This is a genomic window from Aciduliprofundum sp. MAR08-339, from assembly GCF_000327505.1.
Classification (GTDB): domain Archaea; phylum Thermoplasmatota; class Thermoplasmata; order Thermoplasmatales; family Aciduliprofundaceae; genus Aciduliprofundum.
In genome coordinates, this window is sequence record NC_019942.1 from 325514 (window position 1) to 351851 (window position 26338).

Sequence of the window (26338 nt, forward strand, 5' to 3'; positions counted from 1 at the left end):
TTTATCCCCTCAACCACATGCACCTTATTTGTGGTATTTAAATGTTATGTGAAAAATACCAGGATCACATAAAGAGACCTAAAATTATTTTACAATGCTTCCTATCCAGAAGAGTGTACGATGTGATAATCGTTGGAGCAGGGCCCATCGGTCTGTTCATAGGAAAGGAGTTATCCTCCATGGGCTACGATACCCTGATTCTTGAGGAGCACAGTGAGATAGGAAATCCGTGCCACTGCTCCGGCCTGTTTTCCTGGCACATATTTGACATGGTTGGCAAGATAGGAATCCTGCACGAAGCAAAGTACGCCACCATCCACGCTCCGGATGGAAGTACCCTGAGCATCGGAGATGGAAGAACCCAGGGATATGTGGTTGACAGGGTTAAATTTGACAGGGAGATGGCAAAGAGAGCGGTTGAAAAGGGTGCAGAAATTCACCTGAAGGAGAGGGTGCTCCATGTGAATTATCCTGTAGTAAAAACAAGAAAAAACGAGTACAGGGCAAACATAATTGTTGGGGCGGATGGAATAAACAGCGTGGTTCGTAAAAAAATTGGTGTGAGGTTGCGAAAAATTCTGGGTGCAGCCCAGGTTATAGCCAGGTATCCTGTTGATAACCTAGAAAAGGTGGATATATACCTTGGTTCAAAGGTGGCACCTGGATTCTTCGCCTGGAAAATTCCACTATTTGACAATCTGGTTAAAATAGGCCTCGCAAGTTATGGAAACTCGTGGATGTATTTGAAATCTCTTCTCAAGAGAATGAATGCAAGAGCGTTATCCATCTCAGGAGGGGGAATACCCATTGGTACCGTTGAGAGAACATACAGCAAGGGTATGCTCATAGTTGGCGATGCAGCTGGCCATGTGAAGGCAACAAGCGGGGGTGGAGTGTATCCTGGACTTATGGCGGCCAGATGTGCTGTGAAAATTATTGATAAGGCACTATCCATTGGAGACTACTCATCCTCTATCCTCAGCGAATACGAAAACTGCTGGAAAAAAACCATAGGAAAGGAGTTGAAAAATGCTCTTTACCTCCACAGGATATACAGAAAAATAAGGGATGAGGACTTCAACAGGATAATAAAGGATCTGAACGAGCAGAGGATAATTGAGGTGATAAACGAGTACGGAGATATTGATTACCCCTCCCGTGTAGCGACAAGGGTCCTCAGAAGAAAACCCTCCTTGCTCAAATACCTCAGTATTCCTGCAAGACCCTATCGTAAACAGATTTGAGGGTTGCATCGTCCACATGGGTGTAAATCTGCGTGGTGGCCACACTGCTGTGCCCAAGGAACTGCTGTATGAACCTTATGTCCACACCTCTGCGAAGCATTGTGGTTGCAAGTGTGTGGCGAAGAACATGGGGGGTGACTTCCTTCTTTATACCCGCCTTCTTGGCGTATCTTTTAACAATTCTAAACACCTGGGAGCGGGATATTCTCTCACTCTTACGTGAGGAAAAAAGGTAAACCATATCATCATCCCGGGTAAGCAGATAATCCTGAAGAGCTTCAATCACGCGGGAACTAACAACAACAATCCTGTCCTTATCCCCTTTTCCAGAGCGAACGTATATTATGCGCTCATCAAAATCCACATCCTCAAATCTCAAATTGCAAAGTTCACTGACCCTGAGCCCGGAATAGGCGAGAAGTGAGATTATGGCGTAATCTCTGGGATTCTCTCTGGAGGCTTCAATCAACCTCTTTGCTTCCTCCTCCGTCAGATACTTGGGCATCTGCCTTGGCCTCTTTGGAGCGGTGAGTTTGCTGGCCGTATCCAGATCTCTGTACTTGAAATAGGCCCTTATGGCCTTCACCGCCAGATAGAGGGAGTTCTTGCTGTAATGCCTTCTTGTGGATAGGTACATCTTGTACCTGTTCAAATCCCCAAGAGTTATCTCCTCGGTCCTCTTTCCAATATGGAGAAGCATATCGCGCACAAAATGCACGTACTCCTTAACGGTGTTCTCACTCCTCTTCTCCCCCCTTAAGTACTGGGCAAATTTTTTGACCTCGCTGTCAACATAATTTCTAAATTTGTCAGACATTAGTCATACTAAGAAGACATGATATTTAAAACTTTTGCAAATAATTTCATCACACTGTGAGAATCAATCCAAAAATTAGATATAAAAAGAAGCACTAATAAAAGTGAGATGGAAAAGCTCATAGCCCAAGCACAGGTTTACTACATCGTTGGATACGGAAGGGACAGATCGTTATATGATGATAAAAAATGGATACTGGGGAGAATTTATTTAACAAACAAGAGAATTCTTTTCAAAAAACTTGACAGGTTCATAGAGGTGAAGTACGACGAAATAGTATCCCTTGCAGAGAGGGACAAATATCCACGCATATCTCCACCCATGGGCTGGTCAAGGGCAAATATTCTTGAAATAAAGCACTACGAATTTGGAGATAAGAGGCACATACTGACATCACTCATATCTGCAAGTTTTGATGTTACACTGAAACTCAGGGCCATACTCACAAAGATGATAGGAGAGAAAACTGTTGAAATTACCGAAAAACACAAGAAAATCCTCCTTCTCCTCTATACAGGAATGAAGGACAATATTCTGATCAGCTATCTCCTGGACATGGAAGTTGGGGATATCGAAAAAATAATAGAGGACCTTAAATTCATGGGACTCCTGTCTTCAGATCTGCTATTGACAGCAGAGGGAACAAAAATTGTGAACAAGATTAAAGCGGGAGAAAAATTATAAATCCATAACCGCATTGGGAAGTATGATGCTTGAAATAGATGGCTGGAAAGTTGGGCTTAAATTCTCCGCCTCCCATTTCATACCCTCTCATCACAAATGCTCCCGCATACACGGGCATGATTACGGGGTGAGAATAAGAATATTCGGAGAGACGGAGGGGGGAATTCTATACGATTTCGTGGACTTGAAGAGAGAGGTACGCAGTATATGCGATGAACTGGATCACAGGCTCCTGCTCCCAAGGGATACAAGATACATAGAGCACAAAATAATTGGAGATACTGTTGAAGTCTCGTTTGAAGGAAAAAAATATGCATTTCCAATAGACGAAATTGCCTTCCTGGACATACCCCTAATAACAGCGGAAGAACTTGCAATATACTTCTCAAAACTCATATCTAACCGGATAAACTTTCCAGAAAATGTTAAGGGTATTGAGGTGTGCGTTGATGAAGGACCTGGTCAGGGTGCATGTCACTATGTGGAGGTGAACCTATGAGAGCCGTTGTGCTACTCTCTGGCGGTTTAGATTCATCAACCGTGCTCGCAATGGCCCTTGATATGGGGTACGAAGTGCATGCATTATCCTTTGACTATGGACAGAGACATTCAAGAGAGCTGGAGAGCGCAAGGAAAATCGCAGAATATTACAACGTTCCCCACAAAATTCTCAAAATTGATCTCAGACAGATAGGAGGAAGTGCCCTGACGGATGACATTGAAGTTCCATCTAGAAGCGTGGAGGATATAGAGAAGGAAATTCCAATAACATATGTGCCCGCACGAAACACAATTTTACTTTCCTACGCCCTCGCCTATGCAGAGGTAATAGAGGCAGATGCCATATTCTACGGGGCAAATGCCATCGATTATTCAGGATATCCAGATTGCAGACCCGAATACGTGGAGGCTTTTGAAAAGTGTGCAAATCTTGGTACGAAGAGGGGAGTCACTGGAAAGCCAATAAAAATAATCGCCCCAATAATCCATATGACCAAGGCAGAAATAATAAAGAAGGGCATGGAACTTGGGGTGCCCTACGAACTAACATGGTCCTGCTACAGGGGAGGAGAGAAGGCCTGCGGGAGATGCGATTCATGCCTTCTCCGGCTGAAGGGTTTTATGGAGGCTGGCTACGAGGACCCACTTGAGTACGAGAATTACCCCGAGTTCTACCTTGAATATATCAGGAGGAAAAGATGATCATCGGAAACTGCTACATCTGCGGTGCACCTGCAACACATGTATGCAAGATGTGCGGAAGGCCCGTTTGTGAGGAGCACTACGTTGCAAGTTCAGGGCTCTGCATCAACTGTGCCAGGGGCAAATCTATCAAAAAATGAACTCACCTTTCTTATGGCCTTGCCTCTGTGAGATATCCTGTTCTTTTCATCTGTGCTCATTTCCGCGAAGGTTTTATCGTATGCCTCTGGAACGAATATGGGATCGTATCCAAATCCATTGGTACCGCGGGGTTTCTCGGCAATATAGCCATGGCAAAGGCCAACAAATTTGAAATTCTCACCGGCAATGTGCACCCCTATAACGGTCTTGAATGTGGCCCTTCTATCCCCAACTCCTTCCATCAATTTGAGAATCCCTTCGTTTCCAAGTGTGCGAAAAACATAGGCAGAATACACCCCGGGAAAATCATTGAGGGCATGTATAAACAATCCAGAATCGTCAATTATGAAATTCCCATCTATTTTATCCGCAAGGTAATTGAGAGCAAAATCAACTACCTCTTCAAGTCTATCGGCCTGAATCTCCGGGTACTCCATATTGAGCATTTCAAGCGATGGAATTATTTTTTTCATCTCCTGATACTTGTGCACGTTGTGGGTTATTATTTTAAACATACCTTCGCCTCCCCTTAATCTCTTCCACCTGCCTCAGGATCTCGGTGCCCATCAACTCACGGTAGCGAGAGAAGAAATCTTCCAGGAGATCTTTGTGGACAAAATGTGCGGCTCTGAAGGTCTCTTCAAACATCTCCAGATCAACGGCCATATCCTCCAGGGTCACATCTTGCTCAGCCATACTCCAGTCTATGATGACAATATCTCCATCTGAAAGTATCATGTTTCCTGTGGTGAAATCCCCATGGGAGAATCCTGCACTGTGAATCCTCGCGGCAGTTTCAGCCACTCTAACTATTATTTTTCTTGCATCCTCTTCGGGCATATCGTTGAGCACATCTGCCAAGGTTGCACCATCTATTTCTTCCATAACAATTTCGTAATCGTCCAGATCATAAATCACAGGACTCCTCACACCGTGCCTCTTCAACTCGTGCATCATCCTTGCCTCTTTTCTTGTACGCATTTTCCTTATTCTCCCATCAAGAGGCGCTATACGATAGCCCTTGGATGGCCTTATTTTCCTCACAACCCCGCGCTCAAAGAATTTCTCACGGGAGATTGTTGCCTCAGCCCCAGGTGCCTCAACATATTCCCTCCTGTGCCTCTTAACTTCCCAGGGAATCTGCACCGCATCCGTGCGGAATTTCTGTATTACCTGAGTTTCTCCAATATCCATTGAAACTCCATGCTTCAGAAAAAGCAAGCCCAAATAGGCGATCATTGCCCCGTTATCTGTACAAAATTCTCCAGAGGGTACGTAGAGACGGGCATCGCGCTCCTCTGCCATAACTCTAAGCATATCCTGAAGACGTTTGTTTCTTGCCACTCCTCCAGCCAAGAGAATTTCATCCTTTCGAAGATGGGTGAGTGCCCTCTCCGTTACCTCCGTGAGCATGGCAAAAACCGTTTCTTGCACACTGTAAGCAATATCCTCTTTCCTTTCCTCACCCAGTTTGTTAATTGCAGCTGTGAGAATACCTGAGAAGGCCATGTCCATACCCTTAACAGAATAGGGCAGCGGAATGTACTTTTCTCCCTGGAGGGCAAGTTTTTCCAATCTGGGCCCACCGGGGAATGGTACACCCATTTCTCTCGCAAGTTTGTCAAGCATATTTCCAACGCCAATATCCAGGGTTTCCCCAAACACCCTGTACCTCCCTGAAGCGTAGGATATAACCTGGGTGTTTCCACCGGATACGTAGAGCATAACTGGATCCTCTGCACCTGTGGTGAACCTGCCTATCTCAAGATGTGCTATGCAGTGATTCACACCCACTATGGGCACCTTTAACTTCAAACTCATTACACGGGCTGCAGTGGCCACTGTACGCAGGCAAGGACCAAGACCCGGACCCTGAGAGAATGCCACACCATCTACATCCTCAGGAGATATACCTGCAACATTGAAAGCCTCTTCAAGAATTTTTGGAAGGTACTGCACATGGTGGTTCGCCGCCTCTCTGGGGTGAATACCACCCTCTGGAGGTCTGTACATGTGGGATACATTGGCGAGAACCTTATCCTCTGTGACAATACCAACACCAACTGTGTGCGCCGTACCTTCAATCCCAAGGACTATCAAAATATCACCTTATGTGCCCGAGAGTAAACGAACCAAGGGTTATGCCACTCTTGCTGGCCGTAACCTCTATCCAGTTCCTGCTTTGCACCTCGGTTATACCATGCACGGTGAGGTATATTTTGTGCGCCTCTATCTTGAACTCTATCATACCATCCATCGTGTATCCAACCATCTGAATCTCATTCTCGCTGTGCAATCCCTTCTCAAGAAGGTAGAGTGAAACGGCATTGTCCCTCTTTCTCTTTGTTGTGAATGGCTGTAAAAACCGCAGGAGCGCCTGAGGATCGAGATAGGCCATCACCGTGGAGAGACTGCGAAATGCAAGCCTGTAGTATTTGCTCTTTTCCTTTATCTTCTTTACAATATCATCCACAGCACGCATTATACCATCCACATCGTTCTGAGAATCCAGATACACGACCCCCTCTATTTCAGTGGTATCTCCTATACTCCTGGAATACGCATCTATGTAGTACACGAGTCCCAACTTCTCGTACTGCTCGTAGGTTGGTAGAACGTAACTCATATCCTCACGAATCCCATCAACGGTGATATCCGTGAGAATCCATATGGCGGGAATACCCTTACGAAGGCCCTCCGCTATAAATGAATACACGAGCACCTCCTTGCTGCTGTAGGGAGGCCCATAAATTAGAACATTGGAGCCCATGGGAAATCCTCCGTAAAGGAGATCATCAAGACGCCTTGTACCGGTGCGAACCTTTCTCTCCCGGATTTCTATCTTAACCTCTTCCTCGGCAAGGGCAACCTCCTCCTCTGCAAGACCCTTTAATTTTGCCTCTATTTCCTTCTCCTTCATACGCAGGTACTTCTCCTTGGCCCTCAACTCCTCCTCCTTCCTTTGAATTTCCTCCTGAAGATCCTCCAATCGGCGCTTTAACATTATCTCATCCATATTTCCTATCTCATTCTTTATCATCTGAAGCTGCTTTAGTTGCGCTTCAATTTTTTTCTCCCTGTAAAGAAGATCCTCCTCCCTTCTTATAAGCTCTTCCTCCTTATACTTGAGCATCTCCTGAAGTTTTTTCATCTCGTCCTCCTTTATCTTGATTTCCGCCTTTAAATCTCCAAGTTGCTTTTCCTTATCCGCCAGTGCCCTGGAAAGCTCATCTATCTTCTCCACAAGTCCCTCCACATTACCCTCCTTGATGGTCTTTTTAAGATCTTCAACTTCCTCTGGAGACAGGGCAGTGACAGGAGTTCTCTCCAACTCAAGCATTTTCCTCTTCTTTTCAGTTTCAAGTCTTATTATCTCCTCCCTGAGTTCAATTTCTTTTTTCTTCAATTCCCTTATATCCTCAGGTAGGGGCTTCAAAGCCTCTTTTTTTAACTCTTCAATCTCATTCCTGAGAGCCTCAATCTCCTTCTCCAACTCCTCCCTCTTTGCAAATTCCACATCTAGAAGGCTCTTCAGTTTTATATTTTCCTCAATAAGTTTATCAACATCCACATTGCCAGATGAGGTTTTTTTCGCCTCCTCCACCCTGGCTTTAACTTCCCGGGCCTCCTCACCACGGCCCTTCTCCTCCATAAAACCGAAGAAACTTTCCTCATCACCCTGAAGCCATTTATCAAGCATGTTACGATCTTCCTCAATAACCTTAAGATCGTCACCCAGCAACCAACTTTTCAAAAGGATTTCATTCTTTAATTCCTCGTACTCCTTCCTGGTGTACTTCCTACCGCAGGATCTACAGGTAAGGGTTTCTTCCTCTATTATCCCCCCGCAGTGGGGACAGATAACTTCAATTTTCTCGGTCATTCTCATCCTATTAGGGACATACGAACTACGTTATTTCCCCTGAGAATCACCGTGCCCAACCTGCGGGTCATCTCCTCTGTCTTTTCCTCCGTGTCCATAAGGACCATGTTCATGTAATCATCGAAACCCACAAGTTTGCCCTCAAGCACCCTGTTGTCCTTCAAAAGCAGAGATATCCTCTTGTTCATGAAATTTTCAAGCATTTTCAAAGGCATTGTCATTTTTAATCACCTCCTACCCAATGAGCACCCCCATATAAATTTTTTTAGGTGTAATTGTATAGATCCTCTTCATCCTCATCCACATTCTCCATAAGGACCTGTAAGAGACTGCGGATGAGTTCCTTCATCTCGCTGACCTCCCTCCTCAAAGCCTTTACCTCATTTTCAAGTTTGGCAACGTCTTCAGGCTTGGGCCCTGGCTCCTTAATTGAATCCATAAATTGCCAATATGTAATCCCCTATTTAAATTCTCCTACGGATATTCTGTAAAGCACCATATCAATGTAAACCCTATCGCGCGTATGAAAGCGAAACGTCCGGGGTATTGGAAATTTGTAAATCTTCTTATGTGTTATTTTCCCCCCAAATTCCTCAACTTTCTCCTCTACGAAACTGGCCGTTACAGCATTGTGCAGGGTGTAAACCACACTGGCAACTTCCATGGCCTTTCTGAGAAATGGGAGATCTGCATGCTTTCTTTGTGAGCCGAATGGGGGGTTCTGTATCACCACGTGCACATGCATATCAAAATTTTCAACATCATCATTAACAATTTGAAAATCGCATTTGAATTTTTCAGCATTTTTCCTAAGTATCACAACAGCCTCCGGATCAATTTCCACGGCATAAACCACGCCCCCGAGAAGACAGGCACCTATGGAAAATATGCCCGTACCTGCACCAAAATCTGCTACTTTCCTTCCCCCAATATCACCAAGGGAATGGGCAAAAAAAAGGATATCTGATGCTATGGGAGCGGGAGTGAAATACTGCTCAAAAAAGGCCTTGGGATTCGTGTATTTATCCACGCCCTCAAGCAGAATTTCAAGTTTTTTCTTTTTCATTGAGTTGCCACTGCCCTTACAAGGCGATGTGCGAGTTCAGAGGCATGGGTCGCCGATATTCCCCTGTTTTTCAGTTCCTCTGCGACCTTCTTCATTGCCCTGCGCCACTTCCACGTTGATTTGCTGTACCTTGCCTCCACGAGAATTCTCACAATTTCCTTATCAACCTCTATGCCATATTTCTCCCTCAATTTCAATTGCCAGAGCGGGATCAGCACGTAGGGCACGTACACCCTATCAACGTAAGTTTGGCCTGCAACCCTGTACCTTCTACCCATCAACTTTTCCAATACCCTATTGAGATAAATAATTTTTGCCATTGCACCAAAATGCATATTTACTCCCTCGCAATTGTCGAAATGTGTACATATATTACCCTGGAAACAGATTTCCTTCGCTCTCCGTGACGGGAAAATTCTGCACACTGCACTGCAAGCACTGCAGCGGAAAGTATCTAGAGCATATGGTACCCGTTGAGACTCCAGAGAAATTGCTGAAATTTGTTAAGGATAAAGAAAAAAGTATTAACGGTTTCCTTCTGAGCGGTGGCTCCATGCCCAACGGAAAGGTGCCTCTCAGAAGGTTCAAGGATGCGGTGAGGTGGATCACTGAAAACACTGATCTTCTGGTTAACGTGCACACCGGAATAATTGACAGAGAGGACATAAACTACCTTGAAGAGATGAATCCACACCACATATCCTTTGACGTTGTGGGCTCAACGGAAACCATAAGAGAAGTTCTGGGATTAAACAGAACCGAGGAGGACTATTTCTATGCACTTGAAATGCTCGATGATTCATCACTCAATTACTCACCCCACATCATCATAGGGCTCAATTTTGGAAGGGTGGAATGGGAATACGCAACCGTGGATTTTATTGCCCATTTGAAAAGGTTCTCAAATCTCGTGCTCATAGTTCTCATTCCCACAAAGGGCACACCGATGGAGAATGTAGAGATAAGAGAGGAGGAAGCAATTGATGTGCTCAGATATGCGGCAAAAAAGATCAATCCCGGAAAAATTGTGTTGGGATGCATGCGTCCAAGAAAATTCGTAAATCTGGAACGGGAGGCAGTTGATCTGAATTTCAAGGGTATAGTTATTCCATCCCTCAAAACAATGAGGTACATGAGAGGCAAGGACATAGAGGTGAGACCTATGGAAACATGCTGCGTTTTCCCCTAAGTCGGGAAAATATAAATATGTGAAAGGATATTAAGACCGAGGTGATTTCCATGGAAGATGACTCAATAATGAGTGCTTATTACAGCAATCAGATTGTAACCGCACTTATTGGGGTTAAGGTTGACACAAAGAGTATTGAGGATTTCGCAAACGAGGCAAGGGAATTTACCAATGTGGAAGATGTTTTTCTCGTCACGGGGGAGTATGATATTATCGTGAAGGTGAAATTCCCCTCCTACGGAGAGTTAAAGGATTTCATTGTGAACAAACTCTCCAAACTTGATGGTGTTATGAAGACTGAAACCATGATGGTTGTGAACACCTACAAGGAGAGAGGAATAAAATTTGAATGAGGTGATAAATATGAGCGAAAAAGATAAACTTTACCAGGAGATAGTTGGTATGCTGGAGGAGTTGAGTGAAGATACCTCGCTCCCAAGGAATATAAGGAAGGGTATTTCAAATGCAAAGGATATTCTCACCAAGAATGGCCAGGCATTGGATGTGCGCATTGCAAGCGCCATATTCGCACTTGATGAAATCGCAAACGATCCAAACATACCCGTTCACGGTAGAACCATGGTGTATATGATAATGGGCAAACTGGAAACCCTCTCCAAGGAGATTTCGTCATAATAGGGAGAAATTATGGATTTGAATACCTTCCTTCACATTTTCATACCCCTATTTGCTGTTATAGACCCCTTCGCTGCCCTTCCACTTTACATGTCTCTTACAGCAGGACTCAGCGAGGGGCAGAGGAGGAAAATAGTAAAGGAGGCTTCCATCACAGCCATAGTTCTCCTAATATTCTTTGAATACCTGGGCATATACATCCTTGATTTCATGGGAATATCCATTGAAGCCCTTATGATTGCAGGGGGTCTTCTAATGCTCATGGTGAGTATTGAAATGGTAAAGGAGGGAGATAAGCCCAGAAGCACGAACAAGAAAACCGCACTCCACGAGGAGACTGGAGATGTGGGTATTGTACCCCTGGGAACACCCATGCTCGCCGGTCCTGGCGCCATATCCCTCGTAATAATTCTTATGGGAAAGTATCCAGGTGAGAGTGTATCAATTGCAGTATCCATAATATCCATAGTACTTCTAACCTCACTGATATTTCTGGGTGCAAATTACATTTCAAGAATAATGGGAGAGAAGGGTGCCAGGGCATTTACCCGTGTGATGGGACTTCTTGTGGCCGCTTTTGCCGTGCAGTACATTCTTGATGGAATAGCACAGTACTTTGGAATATAGCCCAGGGGAGCGATGGACTCTCATTTTTCGAGCCCACCGGTTTCCTGGGCATGTACAATATGAGAAAAAATAATTTATCATTTGCGCTATGAGGTGCCTATGGATAAGGTGAATATTGAAACTGCAAAACTCCCCATATGCGACCATTGCCTAGGAAGGATATACGCCTTGCTTGGGCACGGATTGAGCAACGAAGAGAGGGGAAAGGCCATCAGGGTTATGTTTGCAATGGAAAACAATGTGAATGTTGAGACCTTAATTCCCGAAAACTGTGAGGTTTGCGATAACATATTTTCACGGCTTGAAGATTATGCTCACTACATTTCTCAAATACTCAAGGACTATGAATATGACACCTTTATGATAGGTTCCAGATTTTCAAAAGAGACCATGGCCAAGGATGAGGAATACAGGATGGAATTCGGGAACATGGGAGAACCCATAAACAGGGAATTCAATAGGGAACTTGGAAAAATGGTTATGTCCTTGACAGGTAAGGAGGCCACCACCAAAGATCCAGATATAACTGTCATCGTGGACACGAAATACGATGATGTGCGCCTTGAAATAAAACCAATCCTCATCTACGGAAGGTACAGAAAACTGGTGCGTGGAATACCGCAGACAAAATGGCCCTCCGGGAAGTACATGGAGAGTGTTGAGGAGATAATAGCAGCACCAATTATGAAAATCACCGGAGGTTCTGGTCATGCTCTCCATGGAATGGGCAGAGAGGACATTGATGCGAGAATGCTGGGAAATGGCAGACCTTTCATAGTTGAAATAAAGGCACCCAGAAGAAGAAGAGTGGATCTGCAAAAAATACAGGAGGAGATCAACTCCAGCGGAAAGGTGGAAGTTATGGATTTGAGATTTGCCACAAAGGATGAAATTCAGAAAATAAAGAGTGCCGAACCCAGAAAAAGGTACAGGGTTGGGATTAGGGTGGATGCTGATGAGGAGGATATAAGAAGGGCACTCTCATCTCTGGTGGGTAAAATATCACAGAGAACACCAACAAGGGTAAAGCATCGCAGGGCTGATAGGGTTAGAATTAGAGAGGTTTACGAGATAAAACTCGTGGAAAGGAAAAAAGATACATGGGTTGTGGAAGTGCTTGCACAGAGTGGTACCTACATAAAGGAACTTATGCACGGCGATGGAGGAAGGACCACCCCAAGCCTAGCAGAGAAACTTGACAAAAGGGTTGAGGTTCTGTGGCTAGATGTGATAGAAATCCTAGATTGAGAGGATTTCCTCCGGACTGTTTATCCAATTCTCAATGTAGGTATTGATGCCTGTGAGTTCTCTCTCAATAGGTATATCTGCCAGTTTGGATATGAAGAGCAGGGAGGTGAGGTGAACCCTGAACGGCAGGGTCCACTCCCCCTTTCCCGTGGATTTAAGACCCGAGGCGATGGAGCTTAATTCTTCCTTGGCACGAGTGCCTATCCATCCTATTTTTTCGTAGTACTCCAGTACCCTCTCCAGACCCTGGTGATCCACATGCTGCATCATATACGCGAGCCATTTCATCGCCAACACATGCTTACTTGGGTCTTCTCCTATCCTCTCAAGTATCATTTTTCACCTCCTCACCAGAGATTTATGTACTTGGTTGTGTACGTAGATGGGGTTTCAAATTCCACCAGATTCGGCACTCCGTGCTTTGGTATGAGCTTTATCATCACGTTGGTCTGGGGAGCGAGATAAAGTCCAACGGCCGATGCGTTTATTAATATCTTTATCACATCTCCGGAGGTTATCACCCTATCCCTTTCCCAGTTGGATGGTGGCATGTCCCTTGCTATCTGCACCCCAAATGTTCTGTTTGTGAGATCAGTGAAATTCTGAGCATTTGGATTATAGGTCAGGGTCGCATCTGTGTAGCCATCGCTTATTTCCACAAGCACGCTGTAGAGCGAGATAGGAGGACTTCCGGCCATGAGACCAACCTTGATTTCCAGATAGGTTATTGTTGGACTGTATCCAGAGCCATAGGTGGCATTTACCTCACTACTTGCTGTGGCTGCCTGTGGGAGTATCAACTTAACCTCTCCAGTGTTGTAGTTTATTGTCCCACTCACATTGCCTATTACCGGCACAAGGTTTCCTGTACCATCGTCCTTAACAACAAAGGTTCCATTTGTTATGGTAACACTGTGAGGATTCACCGGCACATGTTTGAGGGTTCCTGTGAATACGGTGTCTCCGGAGGATATGTTACCCAGAGTTTCGTTTGTGTAGATCACATCACTTCTTATGCCCTGAATTGTAATCACCTTGAAGCCTGTAGCAACATCCTGTATGGCTACGTCCCCTGTTTCCATGGCCTGTTGCTGGAGCATATATGCAGTCTGTATTAGCACTGTTGCCGCCACTGCGGCGACTATGATCATAGCGATGAATATTATGAGTGTGCCCACGCCCATTTCGCCCTTTTCTCTCCTATACACCTTCTTCATTTTGACATTCTCCTAAGAGGGCCCTGTGCCCGCAGGTGATAGCATGGAGACATTCTCATTTTTGAGAACGATTAATGATAATTTGACCTGATTTTAAATACCTTTTCTCATGATTATCTATTATGGAACAAAATCACGAAAAAACTTTATCAAACAAGCCATTCTCCTCTGTATGAAATCACCCCTTCACACCCTGAAGGAAATATCATCCTTCATAGCATCGCTGATAGCACTGACAATAATAATCACAATTTTCGCCTACATGCTCTACAGTTTGTTTTACCTTGTTCCACACATATCCGATACCTATTTTGCAATTCCCATTTATGTGGTCATACCCTTCCCAATCTGGCCCACCCCCGTATTGATTTTCTATCTAACGGGCTCATTTGGGTATGCCTGGTACGTTTTTCTGGCATCTGCAATCTCAGCATCGGTCATACTCATGCTCTTCTACGGGATAATCCCGTATTACAGAAGTTTTGTGAAAAATCCATCGGCCTACAGAAGAAATCCATTCCAGGAACTTTCTGAACTTTACGCATTGAACATATTCTTCAGCATACTCGTTGTTTACATATTTCTGCTGTTCGGATACACGCCCCACACACCGGGAATCGGGAAGATGCCCATATGGCAGCAAATGCTGAGTTTGCTCCATGCCTCCGTGTATGAAGAACTTATTGTAAGAACAGTGTTCCTCGGCATACCTGTGTACCTCTTTTACATTCTCAAGGGAAAAAGGGTGTCTCCAATACGCATATTAGGAGGGTACGGAAAAATCACCTCTGTTGAAGCCATATTTATAGTGCTCTCAGCCATAGTGTTTGCAGCGGCACACGTGTCAGCATGGGGTTTTTGGAAGATGATTCCAACCTTTGTGGGTGGACTCCTCCTGGGTTATCTCTACATTCGCTATGGCATATACGCATCCATAATGCTGCACTTCATGACCGATTTCATAAGCATACCAATGGGGATGGAAAAGGGATTATCCTACCTTTTCGGATTCCTCATGCTGGCCATGGCAATTCTGGGTTTGATTTTCTTCATATCATACACCATCAGAACAATAAACTATTTCTCAAAGAAAAAACCTGTAAAGCGTAGGCCGCAGGAAAATAAAAGGGTACCCAACGTGGCATGGACCAACCTGGTATGCCCAAACTGCGGAGGTACAATATTCCAGTACGTTGATAAAAACACAGTAAGATGCATCAGGTGCGGCACTGAAATAAAGGTGGGAGAAGACAATTCATATTACCAAAACTACTTCAACTGAGCTTTCTCGTATCGGGGGCAATCATATCCACTATCTCCCTTAAATTCTCGCCCCTCATGATTATCTTTATATCTCCAAGGGGCACGTTGCCCACGGAAAAATTCACCTTTCCAACTGTGGCCGCCTGCTTGCTTATTGAAAAAACGATCTCATCATCGTATAGATTGCTCAGAAAAACACTGCGAGCCGCGTCCCTTATTCTCATCTCCTTCAGAATCTTGCCCAAGGTATCAACACTGTGGGATATGCCCCTAATTTCCCCCGCAAGAATTTCCAACCTGGCATCGGGGAATATATTCAATATGGCATTTTTAACCTTTTCCACATCCTCTGTTGGGTGGAGTTCCGCCTCAATCACTATCTCTAAACCCATATGGCATGGCGCCTCCTCATATCCTCTTCCCTCTGACCCAGTTTCTTCATAAGCGCTGCTATGAGTGAATCAAAAAATATAACCGATGCATCTTCAAAGAGAGTGCCCAATGGGGCAAGTTCACCCCTTGTTTTACTGTATTTGATTATGAATGTGAGATCCGCATTCTCCGCAAGCGGAGAGGAACCATCGGATGTTACAGCAATAACCCTCGCATTAATCCTCTTCACAATACTTTCCACGAGAAGAGTTGACTGCGTGCGTCCGGTATTGGATACGAGCACCACCACATCTCCCGGATTAACCACAGGAGTTATAGTCTCACCGATGAAATAAGCAACAAGCCCCAGCTGCACCAAGCGCATGGCGAAGAACTTACCCACAAGACCGGAGCGCCCGGAGCCGTAAACAAAAATCTGCTTTGCGGAGGATATCATCTCCACGGCCCTGTTTACCAGGGAAGTATCAACGGCATCCAATGATTCACCTATGCTCTCAATTATGTACCTGTAAGCCTCATGGAACATGCGCATCACTTCTTCTTTGCAAGCCTTCTGGCAAGAACACGCTCCATAATAACCCGCATGTATGCAGCATCATGCTCAAGAAGCGGAGTGGAGGATATAACCGTGATATTGTACTCATTGTTGAGCAGGACATTTGCAAGGGTTTCGAATTTCAGGTCTCCTTTTTTTATGGGAACTATGGCAGTCTCGTTGCCGTTCTCATAAAACACGCCTGCAAAATGCACATAATACTCATCCTTCCAGAATGGCGCGAGTTTATCAAATACTTCCTCGAATTTTTTCTGATCCTTTAGAGATCCATTTGTTCTGGCATGTATGTGGGCAAAATTGGCAACCGGCAAAACTCCCTTGACCTTCTTTGAAAGTGAAATTACCTCCTCTAGACTTCCAAAAACCACCTGCTTGCCAGAGGTTTCGAATCCCAGTTTCGGCTTGAGTTTGAGTTCCCTGTACCTTGTCTTTATCTTCTTCACATTCGCCACAACGTTCTTCATTGCCTGCGCCTTGCTGAGATCCCCATACAGACCGATGTGATTGACAACGTATTTTGCTCCCATCTCGTTGGCAAGCAATCCTCCCCAAATTATGTAATCAATTGATTTCTCAGTCAGTTCCGTATTCGAAATCAAATCCATATAATAGGGCGTATGCAAACTCAACTGCACATCAAGTTCCTTGGCCAACTCGCCAAGTTTTTTCAATTCACCGTAACTTGTGGCAAGGTTCCAGAAGAGTTCAAGAAGAATATCGTCCTCCTCCAGTTGCGTATCTATACCGATGGGCTGATAATTACCCTCCTCGTCAGGGCGCAGAACCTCTACAATCAGGGCATTTTCAATCTCTCTGGGCTTCAAACCCACCTCATCGTAAACGCTTCTTTCCTGAACGTTGACACGCAAAAATTGAATCTCCATGGCATGTAGTCCCATTCTGTGGGTATCCTCTATGGCATCCTTTAACGTGCGTCCCTTGCACGATAACGGTATTCCGGCAAGACCAAAACGATACATCTGCGCATATATTACATTGAAACTAATAATCTTTTCGCAAAATGAATAAAAAATTAGTGCAGACCGACTATGCGGCCATCATCCGTCAGGTCTATGTTTTCCGCAGCAGGTTTTGTGGGAAGTCCAGGCATGGTGTTTATATCACCCAAAAGAGGTACAACGAACCTTGCACCAGAGGAGATCTTCAAAGCGCGAACATGCACCTCAAAGTTTTCAGGCGCTCCAAGCAATTTTGGATTGTCACTGAGGGAATACTGGGTCTTTGCCATGCACACGTAGAAATCGTTGAATCCCAGTTTATCCACCAATTTGAGATCCTTCTTCGCCTGCTGCTCCCATACCACACCGCTCGCACCGTATATCTCGGTGGCTATGGCCTCAACCTTTTCCCTTATGGGCTCATCGAGTTTGTAGGTGAACCGTGGCTTCCTGGGTTGTATGCTCTCAAGGTGCTTGGCAATATCAATTCCCCCCCCTCCACCCCTGGCAAATACCTCGCTCACTGCAAATTTGACATCCATATCTTCCACTATTTCCTGCAACCTGCTCAACTCTCGTTCCGTATCCTGAGGGAAGTGATTTATGGCAACGACGGGTTCAAATCCGAGTTTGCGCACGATATCTATGTGCCTCTGAAGGTTGGATGCCCCACTCTCCAATGCCTCCACATTCTCCTCCTCAAGGTGCTTCTTTTTCACACCTCCATGGTACTTCAGTGCCTTAACCGTGGTCACAAGCACGGCACCACTGATATCAAAATCACCCATCCGAGCAACAATGTTCACGAATTTCTCGGCACCAAGGTCTGAGCCAAAACCTGCCTCCGTTACAAGGTAATCTGAATAGCGCATACCTATCTCATCGGCCAGGAGCGAATTGTGCCCGTGGGCTATGTTTGCAAATGGACCTGCATGAACCACCGCAGGTGTGCCCTCTGAGGTCTGCACGAGATTAGGAAGCAGTGCATCTCGGAGCACGGCAGCCATTGCACCCACCACATTGAAATCCCTTGCAAATACGGGGGTTTTATCGTTTTTAAATCCCACAAGGATGTTGGACAATCTCTCCTTCAAATCTCTGTAATCCTTGGAGATTGCTATTATGGCGGATATCTCACTTGCAGAGGTTATCTCGAAATGGTTCTCCATAACTGCCCCACCGTTGGGACCAAGGCCCTCAACTATGCCTCGCAATTCCCTGGCATTGAGGTCCATAACCTTGCTCCAGAGAATTTTCTTCCTGTCAAGGCAGGGCTCAACATTGTGAAATATTGCATTGTTGATCACCGTGGAAAGAAGATTATGGGCTATCTGAATGGCATGAAAATCACCGGTGAAGTGCAAATTTATATCTTCGCTGGGTTCAACGGTACTTTTTCCACCTCCTGTGCCACCTCCCTTTATCCCGAAAACAGGTCCAAGTGAGGGTTCTCTAAGGGTCACAATGCTCCTCTTTCCCATTCTCCAGAATGCCATACTGGTGCCTATGGAAGTTGTTGTTTTCCCCTCCCCATGGGGAGTGGGATTTGTGGCAGTTACCAGAACCACCTTGGCTCTCCTTTCCCTCCTCCAGATCTCCTCAAGGGGGATCTTTGCCTTGTAATTTCCGTAACGAATAATGTTCTCTATCCCTACCTTTGAGGCAACTTCATCTATGGGCAACATGGTTGAGAAAGATTATTCCTCTTATTTAAATCCTGTGCCACAATTCTGTGGATTTCCAAAACATATTTTAAAGTGCAATCCCTTAAGGAGGACAATGAAAATAATCAAAATAGGAGGCTCTGCACTTACAGATAAGAGAAATGGAGATGACCATGTCGCGGAGGTAGCAGATAGGGTGGCTAGGGAACTCATTCCCAATGAAAGGTACGTGATTGTGCACGGTGTGGGCTATGTAGGCCATAAACTGGCCAAGGAGTACAAACTTTTCAAAGGATTGCAAAGCAACCATATTCAGTGGGCCTACCTGCGCTCTGAGGTGGCAAAAATCACAAAGGTCATCGTGGAGGCTCTCGTTGAGCATGGGCATCCGGCTGTGGAAGTATCCATTACCGATGTGGCAAGAGCCAGAAATGGAGAGTTTATCCATTTTAATTTAAATTGCCTTAAAAGATTTGTGGATATGGGGTTCATCCCCGTGCTGAGGGGAGATGGGGTCATTGACGAATCATCGGGCTTAACAGTGATTTCTGGAGATAAAATCGCAACGGAGCTTGCACTGCGTCTTGGGGCGGATGAAATAATATACGGTACGGACGTGGATGGTTTACTTGACAAGAAGGGAATGGTTATTGGAAGAATAGGGAAGGATGAGGCACGCTCCCTCCCTCTCTGGGATACAGGCGATTTCTCTGGTGGAATGAAAAACAAACTTCTTGAGGCACTGAGGTTGAAGAATGCAAAAATAAGGATAATAAACCTCAGAAAGGATGGAAATCTGAAACTCGCCCTTGAAGGCAGGGATGTGGGCACCCTCATACTCCCATAGCCCTCTCACCCATGGTTTTTCCATCCCATTTTTCCACGAGAGCACGTACCTCTTCTGCCACACTCTCACCCTTCAATGCGCTGATAATGAGTTTAGCAATACTCTCCATATCCTCCTTGCCATAACCCTTCCACGTGAGTTCTGCAGTTCCAATTCTTCCAACAGCATCCACTATGATACCATTTTTCTCCAAGACTCTGCTCATATCGGGGGGAGTTAAATTGAATTTATTAAGAGCGCCCTCCTCAAGAAGTATCTGGTGAGAATCTGTGAAATCCGGAGGAAAGCGTATTTCAAGCCCTAGGGAATGCAGAGTTCTTGCCAGAACCTTTGAATTCTCTCTCACCCTATCACCATACTCCTTGGCAACCGGCTTGAATTCCTCAAGTGCAAGGGCCAGTGCCGCAACACGATTGGTATGAAAATTGTCCTGCGTGCGCCATGTCATATTTTTCTCAATCTTGTTGCCAAGATCTGAATCATTGGTCAGAATTATCCCACCCTGTGGTCCTGGAAATGATTTGTGGGTTGAACCGTAAACCACATCGCACCTCTCTATGTCTTTTTGAAAACCGCTGGGTAGGAGTCCAAGAACGTGGGAGGCATCGTAAACCACCCTTGCTCCCACATCTTCAGCCACATCAAGAACCTCGTCCAGATTATAGGGAAAGAGAATGTAACTCGCACCCAAAATGATAAGTTGGGGCTTTTCTTTTCTTATATCCTCCGTATCCACATATCTCAAATCCTTCAATTTCAACTGCACAAATTTCAGGTCGAACATATCTGGCATGTACTGCTGAGAGTACCCATCGTAACCCCCGACCTCGGGAGGTATTGCCATTATCTTATCTCCTCTCCTCGCGATGGATATGAGCACACTCATGGCGGCTATGTGCCCAGAAATGGGTTTTACACTGGCGTATTGGAACGCAAATACATTTTTTGCCATATCAGATGCATAATTCACTATATCCTCCTGATACCTCGTTCCGCCGTAGGCGTTGTGCACCACGCTGCCATGCACTTCCATATCAAACACCATGGAATACCTGGATGCCATGTCGGATGCCAGAGCCCTGCGCACCCTGTATGAAAGGTAATTTTCAGATGCTTGCATGTTCAGCACATTTTTCCTGTACTCGTCATGCAGATGCACCAGTTCTTCAGGATTCATTTTCTATCACCTCCAAAAGTCTCTCAAGATCTTTGAGTTCGCATTGGTATATGCGTCCATGATATTCCATTTTTGCCTTTAGCCCGGAACCGGTGAGTACAAGCACAATCTTTTTGTCCCTTACTTTCAGATGCGTGGCAGCAGCCAGGACTGTGGCGGATGCTGGCTGCACGAATATTCCCTCATGGGCAAGGTCCATTTGAGCATTAATTATATCCTCATCTGAAACAGATATGCAGGTACCTCCGTACCTTTTGAGCAACCTCAATACCTCGTTTCCACTGGGAGGATACGGATTTGAAATGGCATGTGCGATTGTTCTTGGCCCATCAAATCTTTCAACCTGAGTACCGTTGTGGAATGCCCTGCAAATGGGGGCACACCCCTCTGCCTGAACGGCCACGGGCACTGGAATCCTATCTATAATACCGCTGTTTCTCAACTCTTCAAAGCCCTTCATTATTCCCCTAAGTAAGCCGCCAGAACTCGTGGGAATCACCACATAATCGGCCTCAACGGTCTCTCCAATTTCAAAGGCTATGCTCTTGTACCCCTCAACCCTGAAAGGATCGTCCGAGTTCATAAAATAAATGCCCTCTCGGGTTCCAATCCCTATGGATTCATAGTAGAGGGTTCCATAGTCACCCTCAACCAGAATTACCTTGGATCCGTACACTGATATCTGGGCCACCCTATCTATGGACGTGCCGGAATGAAGGAGAACGTAGGTTTCAAGTCCCGCTCTGGCACCGTAGGCGGATACGCTTGCAGCCATGTTCCCCGTTGAAACAACCCCTATTTTTTCAAATCCGAGGGAGATTGCACGATTTAGTGCCACGAAAGTTCCCCTGTCCTTGAAACTCCAGGTGGGGTTCTGCGATTCATTTTTCAAATAAATATCGTTCCCAAGTTTTCGGGATATCCTTCTGGAAAATAGGAGAGGAGTATCTCCCTCTCCCATGCTGTAATCCATGTTCAGATGCACATCTGGATAGAAATCACCAAACCTGCTCCATACACTCCTGCCTTCCCGAACATATCCCCGTGCAAAATCCAGTTGAAGCGGCTCACCACACCTGGAGCATCTTTGAATTGGAGAGGAGAGGTCGTATCTCTCGCCACATTTTGTACAAACAAGCATGGGCCCGTATCTCATCCAGAGCATATAAATATGCCTTCAAATCTCAATATCCACCTCACTTGTTATCAAGTTTTTAAATCCGTATAGGCGAACCGTTATACGAATGATGCCCCCTTGGCCCGGATTTTTGATGATCCACAGCAATTCAGTCACGGCAACGAAATGGGAGGCTTGCGGCTTGAATCCATCATAAATGCTCTTGGGACTCCAAGCATCGGGACTGCCCAAGGATGCTTCCTGGGGCCAGGGAGTTGCATTGAACCCAGAATTGTTTTTCATAAGGAAAGAATAGTACATGGTCCGATTTCCGGAGCCTCTAACTGCAAATACCACGTCCTCGGGAACGAGTCCATGGGGCATGTGCCCGGTGGCATTTAGGGACATTATGATTCCAAGGGCCGATGAATTACCACAAGGAATTTTGGTGATTCTACCAACAGACACTCTCAAACTCAGATACCCAGAACCATTGTTCAGAATCGTTGTGGCACTAAAACTCTCCGTGCTGTTTCCAGGAGTGAGGTTATAAAGAGCATGACCCTTCTCTGTGATATAAACCTGGCCTCCCAAACTAGGATGGTAGATGAGGGCAATTATCAGAACGATGAGGAGAAAAACAATAATGCTTTTTATGCGTTTTTGCATAACACCCCCATGACCCAAATGTATTTAGAAATTTACAAAAATTATTTAAAGGAAAGGCCATTTACCTTCGCAAAGGTGATTACCCATGGCAAGCAGAAGAGCGGAAAGGGCCGCTGCCAGGAGAATTCGTGATAAATGGAGATCAAAGGTATGGTACACCATAATAGCACCGGAGACATTTAGTTCAAAGGAGATCGGTATGACTCCAGCGAACGATCCGGAAAAGGTAATTGGCAGAATTGCAGAATCAACCCTATACGATCTCACGGGCGATTTTAAGAAGATGCACGTTAAACTCTATTTCAAGATCAACAGAATTCAGGGCACAAACGCATATACAAGATTCATAGGCCACGACATGACCAACGATTACATACGCCGCATGGTGAGGAGGAGACGCAGCAGGATAGATGCCATATTCCCCGTTCTCACTGCAGATGGTTACAAGATAAGGGTCAAGGTAATCGCCGTTCCAGATAGGAGAATTAAGAGTTCAATAAAGAGTGAGTTGAGGAAGAAAATTTCTGAGTATCTTTTTGCAAAGGCCACAGAACTGACATTTTCCGAATATGTGAAGTATCTCCTCAGTGATGAGGTCAAAAGGGACCTTTCCAAGGCCCTGAAACCCATTTACCCCGTCCGCAGAATTGAGGTCCGCAAAACGGAAGTTCTGCACTTCCCGGAAGAGAAGGTCATTGAACTGGAGCGTGAGGAGGAAAAGAAGGAAATTGAAGTTGAAGCCCCTGAAGAAGTTTCGGAAGAGGTTGCAGAAGAAGAGGTTTCTTAAACGCCGGGGTGGCTCAGCCTGGTGGAGCGTCGGACTCATAGGGTATTTAATCTCCACCTCCAAGCCTGAGAAATCCGAAGGTCCCGGGTTCAAACCCCGGCCCCGGCACTCAGAGCATGTATATTATACCTCTCCATCCAAAACTGGCAACCATTAGGGCTATGAAAAACATAAGGAATCCCGTGAGAAGGATGAAAAGACTCTCTCTCCAGGATACGTTGTAAATTTTGTCAGGATCCTCAATATCTTCAACATCAACCTCGGCGGATTTGAATATCCTCTTTGTTCTGAACCTGAGAAGGTTTATGGTAGGGCTCGTTGAAAAGGCCCCAATAAGCATTACTGCCAGTCCAACAATCATAACGAGGTATGGTGTGATTATCAGGCCTATTACCGTGAGAATCGAATACTTCACGAGGGATTTCACAAACTCGTTCCAGTTCATCGTTTCATCATGCTCCTATGAAATTTAATTCTTTGGAAGTTGGGAAATCAACCGCGGATTATCCTGACATCCACCCCTGCATCTTCAAGTATTTTCCGTGAATCATCACCGATATTCTTAACCTCAACAACGTCCACACCACGGTCTATCAGGGATAGGGCCGCCTTAACCCCGCGCTTCTTTGAAAGCCCAAACCCGGGATTCTTCATACGCTCAATTTTCTCCCTTCTTCCTTCCAAAATAAGGAATATATCAAAATAGGGAGCTGAGCCAAAAACCCTTGCAAGTGAACCATCCTCATTAACGGGTCTCGCCATAAGCATCTCGGATTTCTCTGGCTCGATGTGCACCATCACATGGTCCACAATCTCCAGGGCTCTTACCCTTATTTCCACATCATCTGCAATTTTGTGGGCCCTATCCACATCAAGCCCCTCCGGAACGAGGATCACCAGTTCAACCATCAAAAACGGGCCAGAGCGCCTGGCCTTTACCTCCTTCACCCCCTTCACCCTGGGAACTGAGAGCACAGCATTTTTTATTCTCTCAATGTCCTTCTCACTCACCCCCGCATCCATCAGGGCCAGGGCAGAATCACGAAAATTCTCGTATCCTGCGTAAAACACGAATAGGGAAAGGATTATTCCAACAGCACCTTCCACGTAGGGAATGTGGAAGATTGAAGACACGAATCCAAATAGAACGAGAAATGCAGAGAGAATATCCATTTTTGTCTCGGTGGCATTGGCCATAAGGGCCTGAGATCTCGTTCTCTCTGCAGCCCTGAACTGGTACCTGTAAAGAAAATAGGATGTGATTATGGCAACCGCAATCATGGAAATTCCAAGCCAATCGTTGGTCACATTTGAAACTTCTGAGAGTAGTCGGTTTAAACTCTCAGATAATATCTCAAATCCCAGGAAGAAGATGAACAAACTTGCAAATAGAGCCGCAAGATTTTCCGCCTTGTAATAGCCAAATGGAAACTTCTCACTCTCCGGCTTTTGGGCTATTTTGAGCCCAAACCACGCAGCCATTATGGGAACTATGTCTGAAAAGCTGTGAAAAGAATCTGCAAGTATAACAACGGAGTTGGTGAGCATGGCCACGGCAAGCTTTCCCAGAGCGAGAAAAAAGGTAACTACAGTCACATTCCGTGCTACCCTCTCACCATCAACAAGCTCGTTCAATAACATCACCTGATTCTAAGCATAGGATACGGGTACTTATAACTTTTCAAAACTCAGTCCCCAACGAACACCAGAGGGGCCAAGAGAAGAACTAAGAATCCAACCAGGGCAAGGGCTGAGCCCACACCAAATAGGTCTGCAAAAAACCCCATAAACACGGACAGGGATGCAGCTATTATGGTCTTTGTCTGTGATTCAACACTAAGGCCAGAAGCCATAACCCTGCTCTTTATACGTTCTGCAATGTATCCAACGTTCATGGGCCTGCGCAGGTTTTGAAGCACATATATAAGCAAAAACAGGAGTATGGAGAGTACAAGCAGGTTCCAGTGATAAAATGCTCCTGCAAGAAGTATGGTCACCGCACCAAGTATCAGAGTTACATTTATGGCCCTTGCCAGATTTCCAACGCGCTTTACTATTCTGTAGGCATTGCGGGAAGCGTATGAATTCATAAGATAGATGAAGAAATAAACCACTCCGATCACCACTGCTGTTCTCTTATCCTGTCCGAGGTACATAAAAATGGGGAGGGACAGGGCAAATACCTTCAAAACAGCCTGCAGATAATCCTTTACAGCCTCATAGGAACCGGAGAACAGTGAAGAATTTAAAATGGCCCTAAGAGCAACCTTATCTTTCAACATATTCTTGAAATCTGATATTGTTCCCCTGAACTGCCTCATAACCCTTCCCCTGCCGAGTTCCCTCATTATCTCGCCATCCAAAATCCTCGGATACGTGGCCAGATTTATAAAGTTGAGAATGTAGGGGATTATTGTTATTATGAATATGTCCCTGTAATTTCCTGTGTAAAATACAATTAATCCCGCCAGCAGAGCATTTAGAGCCGACCCAAGCTGAGAGAACGAACGGGTGGCACCATAGTACTCAACCTTTCTATCAGATATACCCTTTATTTTCAGATACTCCAAAATCATTGCCTTGTGTGTGCCTGTCCTGTAAGCATCACCGAGGGCGTAGAGAACCATTGCAAGGGCGAATAGCCAGAAACTGGAGAAGAGGAAGAATATGGAAAAGGATACCATGTAGGAGAGCATACTCATAAGCATTGACCTGCGACGACCCATGGCATCTGCATACACCCCCGTGGGGATTTCGAGAATATACACAGATACCTGCTTTATTGCTATCAAAACACCTATTTCTGTGAAATCAAGCCCCGCACCAAGAAAAAACAGGAGGATGAAGGGTTCAAATAATCTCAGATTCTTCAAAAACCCGTAGGCGGCAAACTTGTGGAACATCCTGTCCTTGGGTATCAATGCATGACAATGCAAAGGCAATTATTTAAT

General features: G+C 45.3%; 32 protein-coding genes and 1 tRNA gene. 13 read left to right on the plus strand and 20 right to left on the minus strand.

Features of this window, described 5'->3' with window-relative positions:
* The first annotated feature begins 113 nt into the window (after positions 1-113).
* A complete protein-coding gene (locus tag ACIM339_RS01805) occupies positions 114-1244 on the plus strand; it encodes an NAD(P)/FAD-dependent oxidoreductase (protein WP_048103960.1) in 1131 nt (376 codons plus the stop codon).
* On the opposite strand, the gene xerA is transcribed toward ACIM339_RS01805, so the two are convergent.
* Positions 1207-2061 (minus strand): site-specific tyrosine recombinase/integron integrase, encoded by an 855-nt coding sequence (gene xerA / locus ACIM339_RS01810; RefSeq protein WP_015282888.1) that lies wholly within the window; start codon positions 2059-2061, stop codon positions 1207-1209. The genes ACIM339_RS01805 and xerA overlap by 38 nt on opposite strands.
* Positions 2062-2169: 108 nt before the next feature.
* Here xerA and ACIM339_RS01815 point away from each other — a divergent pair, with 108 nt between their 5' ends.
* The 3 genes from ACIM339_RS01815 to queC are packed head-to-tail and all read left to right on the plus strand — an operon-like array spanning position 2170 to position 3948.
* A complete protein-coding gene (locus tag ACIM339_RS01815; RefSeq protein WP_015282889.1) occupies positions 2170-2745 on the plus strand; it encodes a hypothetical protein in 576 nt (191 codons plus the stop codon).
* A 22-nt stretch (positions 2746-2767) separates the two neighbouring features.
* Complete coding sequence (locus tag ACIM339_RS01820; RefSeq protein ID WP_015282890.1) at positions 2768-3244, plus strand: 6-pyruvoyl tetrahydropterin synthase family protein; 477 nt, start codon at positions 2768-2770, stop codon at positions 3242-3244.
* Entirely contained in the window at positions 3241-3948 is a 708-nt protein-coding gene (queC, locus tag ACIM339_RS01825) for a 7-cyano-7-deazaguanine synthase QueC (RefSeq protein ID WP_015282891.1), read from the plus strand. Before ACIM339_RS01820 ends, queC begins: the two co-directional genes overlap by 4 nt.
* A 92-nt stretch (positions 3949-4040) precedes the next feature.
* Here the strand turns inward: queC and ACIM339_RS01830 are convergent, their stop codons facing one another.
* From ACIM339_RS01830 to ACIM339_RS01855, 7 genes are read right to left on the minus strand one after another with little or no spacing between them, the layout of a single operon-like run.
* Positions 4041-4604 (minus strand): XTP/dITP diphosphatase, encoded by a 564-nt coding sequence (locus ACIM339_RS01830; RefSeq protein ID WP_015282893.1) that lies wholly within the window; start codon positions 4602-4604, stop codon positions 4041-4043.
* Complete coding sequence (locus ACIM339_RS01835; protein WP_015282894.1) at positions 4597-6189, minus strand: bifunctional N(6)-L-threonylcarbamoyladenine synthase/serine/threonine protein kinase; 1593 nt, start codon at positions 6187-6189, stop codon at positions 4597-4599. Before ACIM339_RS01835 ends, ACIM339_RS01830 begins: the two co-directional genes overlap by 8 nt.
* A 4-nt stretch (positions 6190-6193) precedes the next feature.
* The gene (locus ACIM339_RS01840; RefSeq protein WP_048103688.1) at positions 6194-7972 is read right to left on the minus strand and encodes an ATPase domain-containing protein; all 1779 of its coding nucleotides are present in this window, start codon (positions 7970-7972) and stop codon (positions 6194-6196) included.
* 2 nt (positions 7973-7974) lie between these two features.
* Positions 7975-8193, minus strand: a complete 219-nt coding sequence (locus ACIM339_RS01845) for an LSM domain-containing protein (protein WP_015282896.1) — start codon at positions 8191-8193, stop codon at positions 7975-7977.
* 44 nt (positions 8194-8237) lie between these two features.
* Positions 8238-8411, minus strand: coding sequence for a hypothetical protein (locus tag ACIM339_RS07965; protein ID WP_015282897.1), 174 nt, complete (start codon positions 8409-8411; stop codon positions 8238-8240).
* A 21-nt stretch (positions 8412-8432) separates the two neighbouring features.
* Positions 8433-9038, minus strand: a complete 606-nt coding sequence (locus ACIM339_RS01850) for an METTL5 family protein (RefSeq protein ID WP_015282898.1) — start codon at positions 9036-9038, stop codon at positions 8433-8435.
* Positions 9035-9316 (minus strand): hypothetical protein, encoded by a 282-nt coding sequence (locus ACIM339_RS01855; protein ID WP_048103962.1) that lies wholly within the window; start codon positions 9314-9316, stop codon positions 9035-9037. The genes ACIM339_RS01850 and ACIM339_RS01855 overlap by 4 nt, the downstream gene beginning before the upstream one ends.
* An 83-nt stretch (positions 9317-9399) precedes the next feature.
* Here ACIM339_RS01855 and ACIM339_RS01860 point away from each other — a divergent pair, with 83 nt between their 5' ends.
* The 5 genes from ACIM339_RS01860 (at position 9400) to ACIM339_RS01880 (ending at position 12738) form a co-directional block, all read left to right on the plus strand.
* Positions 9400-10227: a radical SAM protein gene (locus tag ACIM339_RS01860; protein ID WP_015282900.1), complete on the plus strand. Its 828-nt coding sequence runs from the start codon at positions 9400-9402 to the stop codon at positions 10225-10227.
* A 50-nt stretch (positions 10228-10277) separates the two neighbouring features.
* On the plus strand, positions 10278-10580 hold the full coding sequence (locus ACIM339_RS01865; protein ID WP_015282901.1) for an Lrp/AsnC family transcriptional regulator: 303 nt from the start codon (positions 10278-10280) through the stop codon (positions 10578-10580).
* 10 nt (positions 10581-10590) lie between these two features.
* The gene (locus tag ACIM339_RS01870; protein ID WP_015282902.1) at positions 10591-10863 is read left to right on the plus strand and encodes a UPF0147 family protein; all 273 of its coding nucleotides are present in this window, start codon (positions 10591-10593) and stop codon (positions 10861-10863) included.
* A 12-nt stretch (positions 10864-10875) separates the two neighbouring features.
* The gene (locus ACIM339_RS01875; protein WP_015282903.1) at positions 10876-11490 is read left to right on the plus strand and encodes a MarC family protein; all 615 of its coding nucleotides are present in this window, start codon (positions 10876-10878) and stop codon (positions 11488-11490) included.
* Between the two features lie 99 nt (positions 11491-11589).
* Positions 11590-12738: a tRNA pseudouridine(54/55) synthase Pus10 gene (locus ACIM339_RS01880; RefSeq protein WP_015282904.1), complete on the plus strand. Its 1149-nt coding sequence runs from the start codon at positions 11590-11592 to the stop codon at positions 12736-12738.
* On the opposite strand, the gene ACIM339_RS01885 is transcribed toward ACIM339_RS01880, so the two are convergent.
* Positions 12730-13074 (minus strand): FlaD/FlaE family flagellar protein, encoded by a 345-nt coding sequence (locus ACIM339_RS01885; protein WP_015282905.1) that lies wholly within the window; start codon positions 13072-13074, stop codon positions 12730-12732. The two genes, ACIM339_RS01880 and ACIM339_RS01885, sit on opposite strands and share 9 nt — an antisense overlap.
* 11 nt (positions 13075-13085) lie before the next feature.
* Positions 13086-13955: an archaellin/type IV pilin N-terminal domain-containing protein gene (locus ACIM339_RS01890; protein WP_015282906.1), complete on the minus strand. Its 870-nt coding sequence runs from the start codon at positions 13953-13955 to the stop codon at positions 13086-13088.
* A gap of 172 nt (positions 13956-14127) precedes the next feature.
* Between ACIM339_RS01890 and ACIM339_RS01895 the strand changes: the two genes are divergently transcribed.
* Positions 14128-15237: a CPBP family intramembrane glutamic endopeptidase gene (locus ACIM339_RS01895; protein ID WP_015282907.1), complete on the plus strand. Its 1110-nt coding sequence runs from the start codon at positions 14128-14130 to the stop codon at positions 15235-15237.
* Here ACIM339_RS01895 and ACIM339_RS01900 read toward each other — a convergent pair.
* From ACIM339_RS01900 to ACIM339_RS01915, 4 genes are read right to left on the minus strand one after another with little or no spacing between them, the layout of a single operon-like run.
* Positions 15230-15610, minus strand: a complete 381-nt coding sequence (locus ACIM339_RS01900; protein WP_015282908.1) for an RNA-binding domain-containing protein — start codon at positions 15608-15610, stop codon at positions 15230-15232. The two genes, ACIM339_RS01895 and ACIM339_RS01900, sit on opposite strands and share 8 nt — an antisense overlap.
* Positions 15601-16137, minus strand: a complete 537-nt coding sequence (locus tag ACIM339_RS01905) for an SIS domain-containing protein (protein WP_048103964.1) — start codon at positions 16135-16137, stop codon at positions 15601-15603. Before ACIM339_RS01905 ends, ACIM339_RS01900 begins: the two co-directional genes overlap by 10 nt.
* Positions 16138-16142: 5 nt before the next feature.
* Entirely contained in the window at positions 16143-17147 is a 1005-nt protein-coding gene (locus ACIM339_RS01910; RefSeq protein ID WP_015282910.1) for a TIM barrel protein, read from the minus strand.
* A gap of 53 nt (positions 17148-17200) precedes the next feature.
* Positions 17201-18811 (minus strand): formate--tetrahydrofolate ligase, encoded by a 1611-nt coding sequence (locus tag ACIM339_RS01915; protein WP_015282911.1) that lies wholly within the window; start codon positions 18809-18811, stop codon positions 17201-17203.
* Positions 18812-18905: 94 nt separating this feature from the next.
* Between ACIM339_RS01915 and ACIM339_RS01920 the strand changes: the two genes are divergently transcribed.
* On the plus strand, positions 18906-19637 hold the full coding sequence (locus ACIM339_RS01920; protein WP_015282912.1) for an isopentenyl phosphate kinase: 732 nt from the start codon (positions 18906-18908) through the stop codon (positions 19635-19637).
* Here ACIM339_RS01920 and ACIM339_RS01925 read toward each other — a convergent pair.
* The 3 genes from ACIM339_RS01925 to ACIM339_RS01935 are packed head-to-tail and all read right to left on the minus strand — an operon-like array spanning position 19624 to position 22600.
* Positions 19624-20814, minus strand: coding sequence for a glycine/serine hydroxymethyltransferase (locus ACIM339_RS01925; protein ID WP_015282913.1), 1191 nt, complete (start codon positions 20812-20814; stop codon positions 19624-19626). The two genes, ACIM339_RS01920 and ACIM339_RS01925, sit on opposite strands and share 14 nt — an antisense overlap.
* Positions 20804-21979 carry a threonine synthase gene (locus ACIM339_RS01930; RefSeq protein ID WP_015282914.1) on the minus strand — a complete coding sequence of 392 codons (1176 nt, stop codon included), beginning with the start codon at positions 21977-21979 and terminating at the stop codon, positions 20804-20806. The genes ACIM339_RS01925 and ACIM339_RS01930 overlap by 11 nt, the downstream gene beginning before the upstream one ends.
* A gap of 12 nt (positions 21980-21991) precedes the next feature.
* Positions 21992-22600: a hypothetical protein gene (locus ACIM339_RS01935; protein ID WP_015282915.1), complete on the minus strand. Its 609-nt coding sequence runs from the start codon at positions 22598-22600 to the stop codon at positions 21992-21994.
* Positions 22601-22685: 85 nt separating this feature from the next.
* On the opposite strand from ACIM339_RS01935, the gene ACIM339_RS01940 reads away from it, so the two are divergent.
* Both ACIM339_RS01940 and ACIM339_RS01945 read left to right on the plus strand, forming a co-directional pair.
* Positions 22686-23387 (plus strand): 30S ribosomal protein S3ae, encoded by a 702-nt coding sequence (locus tag ACIM339_RS01940; RefSeq protein WP_015282916.1) that lies wholly within the window; start codon positions 22686-22688, stop codon positions 23385-23387.
* Positions 23388-23389: 2 nt separating this feature from the next.
* Positions 23390-23495: transfer RNA gene (locus tag ACIM339_RS01945), tRNA-Met, on the plus strand.
* A 1-nt stretch (position 23496) separates the two neighbouring features.
* On the opposite strand, the gene ACIM339_RS01950 is transcribed toward ACIM339_RS01945, so the two are convergent.
* The 3 genes from ACIM339_RS01950 to ACIM339_RS01960 are packed head-to-tail and all read right to left on the minus strand — an operon-like array spanning position 23497 to position 26308.
* Positions 23497-23832 carry a hypothetical protein gene (locus tag ACIM339_RS01950; RefSeq protein WP_015282917.1) on the minus strand — a complete coding sequence of 112 codons (336 nt, stop codon included), beginning with the start codon at positions 23830-23832 and terminating at the stop codon, positions 23497-23499.
* Positions 23833-23879: 47 nt separating this feature from the next.
* The gene (locus ACIM339_RS01955; RefSeq protein WP_015282918.1) at positions 23880-25028 is read right to left on the minus strand and encodes a cation diffusion facilitator family transporter; all 1149 of its coding nucleotides are present in this window, start codon (positions 25026-25028) and stop codon (positions 23880-23882) included.
* A gap of 47 nt (positions 25029-25075) precedes the next feature.
* The gene (locus ACIM339_RS01960) at positions 25076-26308 is read right to left on the minus strand and encodes an MFS transporter (RefSeq protein ID WP_052309850.1); all 1233 of its coding nucleotides are present in this window, start codon (positions 26306-26308) and stop codon (positions 25076-25078) included.
* Positions 26309-26338: the final 30 nt, after the last annotated feature.